Source organism: Nocardioides sp. (assembly GCF_030655615.1).
Taxonomy (GTDB): Bacteria; Actinomycetota; Actinomycetes; order Propionibacteriales; family Nocardioidaceae; genus Nocardioides.
This window is the reverse complement of the sequence record NZ_JAURVJ010000057.1, coordinates 1-4,465: the sequence shown is the minus strand read 5'-3', so window position 1 is coordinate 4,465 and position 4,465 is coordinate 1. Positions and strand designations below refer to the sequence as shown.

7 protein-coding genes are annotated in these 4,465 nt (G+C 67.5%); all 7 read left to right on the top strand.

Annotated features, from left to right (window positions below):
• Positions 1 to 90 precede the first annotated feature (90 nt).
• Positions 91 to 630, top strand: coding sequence for a 50S ribosomal protein L6 (rplF, locus tag Q7T52_RS04945; RefSeq protein WP_304799972.1), 540 nt, complete (start codon positions 91 to 93; stop codon positions 628 to 630).
• Positions 631 to 633: 3 nt separating this feature from the next.
• Complete coding sequence (gene rplR, locus Q7T52_RS04940; protein WP_304799971.1) at positions 634 to 1,017, top strand: 50S ribosomal protein L18; 384 nt, start codon at positions 634 to 636, stop codon at positions 1,015 to 1,017.
• A 34-nt stretch (positions 1,018 to 1,051) separates the two neighbouring features.
• Positions 1,052 to 1,684 (top strand): 30S ribosomal protein S5, encoded by a 633-nt coding sequence (gene rpsE, locus Q7T52_RS04935; protein WP_304799969.1) that lies wholly within the window; start codon positions 1,052 to 1,054, stop codon positions 1,682 to 1,684.
• The gene (rpmD, locus tag Q7T52_RS04930) at positions 1,684 to 1,866 is read left to right on the top strand and encodes a 50S ribosomal protein L30 (protein ID WP_304799967.1); all 183 of its coding nucleotides are present in this window, start codon (positions 1,684 to 1,686) and stop codon (positions 1,864 to 1,866) included. Before rpsE ends, rpmD begins: the two co-directional genes overlap by 1 nt.
• 1 nt (position 1,867) lies before the next feature.
• Positions 1,868 to 2,308 (top strand): 50S ribosomal protein L15, encoded by a 441-nt coding sequence (rplO, locus tag Q7T52_RS04925; protein WP_304799965.1) that lies wholly within the window; start codon positions 1,868 to 1,870, stop codon positions 2,306 to 2,308.
• 157 nt (positions 2,309 to 2,465) lie between these two features.
• Complete coding sequence (secY, locus tag Q7T52_RS04920) at positions 2,466 to 3,770, top strand: preprotein translocase subunit SecY (protein ID WP_304799963.1); 1,305 nt, start codon at positions 2,466 to 2,468, stop codon at positions 3,768 to 3,770.
• A 4-nt stretch (positions 3,771 to 3,774) separates the two neighbouring features.
• Positions 3,775 to 4,350 carry an adenylate kinase gene (locus tag Q7T52_RS04915; protein WP_304799961.1) on the top strand — a complete coding sequence of 192 codons (576 nt, stop codon included), beginning with the start codon at positions 3,775 to 3,777 and terminating at the stop codon, positions 4,348 to 4,350.
• The last annotated feature ends 115 nt before the right edge of the window (positions 4,351 to 4,465 follow it).

Here is a 4,465-nt window from a genome sequence, read left to right as displayed (position 1 = left end):
ACCGACCGCCAGGCCAACCAGAAGGGCGTGGGCGGAGAAGTCCTCGCCTACGTCTGGTGACCCGAGACCGAGACAAGGAGAAGTAGAAGCATGTCGCGCATTGGCAAGCTCCCCGTCACGGTCCCGTCCGGTGTCGACGTGGCCATCGACGGCCCCCAGGTGACCGTCAAGGGTCCCAAGGGGACCCTCAGCCACACCGTCGCCGCACCGATCGTGGTCGAGCAGAACGACGGCGTCCTCGACGTCAAGCGTCCCGACGACGACCGCATCAGCAAGTCGCTCCACGGACTGACCCGCACGCTGGTCAACAACATGGTCGTCGGTGTCACCGACGGCTACGAGAAGAAGCTCGAGATCGTCGGTGTCGGCTACCGCGTGCTGTCGAAGGGACCGACCCAGCTCGAGTTCCAGCTCGGCTACTCGCACCCGATCGTCTTCGACGCCCCCGAGGGCATCACCTTCACCGTCGACGGTCCGACCCGCCTCGGCGTGGTCGGCATCGACAAGCAGCTGGTCGGCGAGGTCGCCGCCAACATCCGCAAGCTCCGCAAGCCCGAGCCCTACAAGGGCAAGGGTGTCCGCTACTCCGGCGAGCACGTCCGCCGCAAGGTCGGAAAGGCTGGTAAGTAGTCCATGGCTGTCAAGATCAAGCAGCAGAAGCACGCGTCCAAGCGCCCGCAGTCGCGGCTCAAGCGCCAGGTGCGCGGCCGCAAGAAGCTCAGTGGCACCGCCGAGCGTCCGCGCCTGGTGGTCACCCGCTCCAGCAAGCACATCACCGTCCAGGTCGTCGACGACCTGATCGGAAAGACGCTGGCCTCGGCCTCGACCATGGAGGCCGACCTGCGCGGCCTCGACGGTGACAAGAGCGCCAAGGCGACGCGCGTGGGTGAGCTCGTTGCCGAGCGCGCCAAGGCGCAGGGCGTCGAGACCGTGGTCTTCGACCGCGCCGGCAACAAGTACCACGGCCGGATCGCGGCCCTGGCGGACGGGGCCCGCTCCGGCGGGCTCGTGTTCTAGGCCAGCGACCAACACGAACAGGGAGTAGAGACTCATGAGTGGACCCCAGCGCGGACAGCGCGGTGGCGGCGACCGTCAGGGCCGCGGCCGTGACGGCGGCCGTGGCCAGGGCGCCGAGAAGAGCCAGTACCTCGAGCGCGTCGTCGCGATCAACCGCGTCGCCAAGGTCGTCAAGGGTGGTCGTCGCTTCAGCTTCACCGCCCTCGTCGTCGTCGGCGACGGCGACGGCATGGTCGGCGTCGGCTACGGAAAGGCCAAGGAGGTGCCCGCGGCGATCGCCAAGGGTGTCGAGGAGGCCAAGAAGGCGTTCTTCCGGGTGCCCCGCATCCAGGGCACCATCCCCCACCCGGTGCAGGGTGAGAAGGCGGCTGGCGTCGTCTTCCTCCGCCCGGCCTCGCCCGGTACCGGCGTCATCGCCGGTGGCCCGGTGCGCGCCGTGCTCGAGTGCGCCGGCATCCACGACGTGCTGAGCAAGTCGCTCGGCTCGTCCAACCAGATCAACATCGTGCACGCGACCGTCGAGGCGCTGCGCATGCTCGAGCAGCCCGAGGCCGTCGCGGCCCGTCGTGGCCTGCCCGTCGAGCACGTCGCCCCGGCGGCGCTGCTCAAGGCGCAGGCCGAGGGTCGCGCCGAGGCCGCCGAGGCCGCTGCGGCGGGGGTGTCCTGATGGCACAGCTCAAGGTCCAGCAGTTGAAGTCGACCATCGGGTGCAAGGCCAACCAGCGCGAGACCATCCGCTCGCTCGGCCTCAAGCGCATCGGTGACGTGGTCGTCAAGGAAGACCGCCCGGAGATCCGTGGCATGGTCCACACCGTCCGTCACCTGGTGACGGTCGAGGAGGTCGAGTGACATGACGCTCAAGCTGCACCACCTGCACCCCGCGCCGGGTGCCAAGAAGGCCAAGACCCGCGTCGGTCGTGGTGAGGGTTCCAAGGGCAAGACCTCGGGCCGCGGTACCAAGGGCACGAAAGCCCGCTACCAGGTCCCGGTCGCGTTCGAGGGTGGCCAGATGCCGATCCACATGCGGCTCCCGAAGCTCAAGGGCTTCCGGAACCCGTTCCGGGTCGAGTTCCAGGTCGTCAACCTCGACAAGCTCAGCGCGCTGTTCCCCGAGGGCGGCGACGTCACGGTGGACTCGCTGGTCGCCAAGGGCGCGGTCCGCAAGAACCTGCCCGTCAAGATCCTGGGCCAGGGCGAGATCGCCGTACCGGTGACGGTCGCGGTCCACGCCTTCTCGGCCTCGGCCAAGGAGAAGATCGAGGCCGCAGGCGGCTCGGTCACCGTGGCCTGACCACCACTCGTTCGACAGATGAAGGGGCGTCCCCGTTGATGCGGGGCGCCCCTTCGTCGCCTGTTAGGCTTCCCCAGGCCCTGCGCTGGTGCTCCGGTGTGTCCCTCACGTCGGCGTCGTCAGGTCCAGGACCTCATCTGCTGGAGAAAGAGGACACGTGCTCACCGCGTTCGTGAACGCCTTCCGTACCCCGGACCTGCGCAAGAAGCTGCTGTTCGTCCTGGCGATCATCGTGATCTTCCGGGCCGGCTCGCAGATCCCCGCCCCGGGCGTCAACGTGTCCGCCGTCCAGCAGTGCCTGGGCGACAGCGCCAACAGCGAGGGCGTCTACACCCTCATCAACCTGTTCTCCGGCGGCGCGCTCCTGCAGCTCACGATCTTCGCGCTCGGGATCATGCCCTACATCACCGCCAGCATCATCCTGCAGCTGCTCGTCGTGGTCATCCCGCGGCTCGAGGCGCTGAAGAAGGAGGGTCAGTCGGGCCAGACCAAGATCACGCAGTACACCCGTTACCTGACGCTGGGCCTCGCGGTCCTCCAGGCCACGGGCATCGTCGCGCTCGCGCGCTCGGGCAACCTGCTCCAGAACTGCTCCGACCCGCTGCTGCACAACAACAACCTCTCGACGTTCCTCGTCATGGTCGTCACGATGACCGCCGGCACCGCCGTCATCATGTGGCTGGGCGAGCTCATCACCGAGCGCGGCGTCGGCAACGGCATGTCGATCCTCATCTTCACCCAGGTCGTCGCCACGTTCCCCACCGCGCTGTGGGCCGTCGGCAAGACCCAGGGCTGGTGGACGTTCGCCATCGTGATCGTGATCGGCATGGTCATCATCGCGGCCGTCATCTTCATCGAGCAGGCCCAGCGCCGGATCCCCGTGCAGTACGCGCGACGCATGGTCGGCCGCAAGATGTTCGGCGGCAGCTCGACCTACATCCCGCTCAAGGTCAACCAGGCCGGCATCATCCCGGTCATCTTCGCCTCGTCGCTGCTCTACCTGCCGGCCATGGCGGTCCAGTTCAACCAGAACTCGGAGAACGCGCCGGCCTACATCGGCTGGATCAACGACCACTTCGTCAAGGGCGACCACCCTTACTACATGGCGGCCTACTTCGCCCTCATCATCTTCTTCACCTACTTCTACGTCTCGATCACCTTCAACCCGCAAGAGGTGGCCGACAACATGAAGAAGTACGGCGGCTTCATCCCCGGGATCCGGGCGGGCAAGCCGACCGAGGACTACCTGTCCTACGTCCTGTCCCGCATCACGCTGCCTGGCGCCATCTATCTCGGACTGATCTCACTGATCCCGTTGATCGCCCTCGTGCTGATCGAGGCCAACCAGAACTTCCCGTTCGGTGGCACCTCGATCCTCATCATGGTGGGCGTCGCACTCGACACGGTGAAGCAGATCGAGAGCCAGCTCCAGCAGCGCAACTACGAAGGATTCTTGCGGTAGCCATATGCGCCTCATCCTGATGGGCCCTCCCGGTGCCGGCAAGGGGACCCAAGCCACCTCGGTGGCGGACCACTTCGGCATTCCTGCGATCTCCACCGGCGACATCTTCCGGGCCAACGTGTCCCAGGGGACCGAGCTCGGGGTGGAGGCGAAGCGCTTCATGGACGCCGGTGACTACGTCCCCGACGAGGTCACCAACAAGATGGTCCGCAACCGGATCGACGAGCCCGATGCCAAGCCGGGCTTCCTCCTCGACGGCTACCCGCGCACGACCGCGCAGGTCGAGGAGCTCGACGGGATGATCACCTTCACCGGCCACAAGCTCGACGCGGCGGTCGTGCTGACCGTCGACGCCGACGAGCTCGTCGCCCGGCTGCTGCAGCGCGCCCAGACCGAGGGTCGCGCCGACGACACCGAGGACGTCATCCGCAAGCGGCAGGACCTCTACACCGAGCAGACCGAGCCCCTCATCGAGCTCTACCGCGCCCGCGGCATCCTCGTCGAGGTCGACGGGATGGGCACGGTCGACGAGGTCACCGCGCGCATCTTCGCGGCCCTCGACATCATCCCCGAGTCCTGAGTTTGATTGGTCGCGGCTCGGCCTCCCCTCGCGGCGGGCCCGCCCAGCTCCTCGAGGGCTGCCGCGGCAGGGCAGGGCGGGCGCCGACCCGCGCGGAGGTCGGCCGGCCGCGACG

Coding starts and splice junctions, on each gene's coding strand:
- rpmD (WP_304799967.1), top strand. CDS start 1,684: ATGGCACAGCTCAAGGTCCAGCAGTTGAAGTCGACCATCGGGTGCAAG.
- rplO (WP_304799965.1), top strand. CDS start 1,868: ATGACGCTCAAGCTGCACCACCTGCACCCCGCGCCGGGTGCCAAGAAG.
- rplR (WP_304799971.1), top strand. CDS start 634: ATGGCTGTCAAGATCAAGCAGCAGAAGCACGCGTCCAAGCGCCCGCAG.
- Q7T52_RS04915 (WP_304799961.1), top strand. CDS start 3,775: ATGCGCCTCATCCTGATGGGCCCTCCCGGTGCCGGCAAGGGGACCCAA.
- rplF (WP_304799972.1), top strand. CDS start 91: ATGTCGCGCATTGGCAAGCTCCCCGTCACGGTCCCGTCCGGTGTCGAC.
- rpsE (WP_304799969.1), top strand. CDS start 1,052: ATGAGTGGACCCCAGCGCGGACAGCGCGGTGGCGGCGACCGTCAGGGC.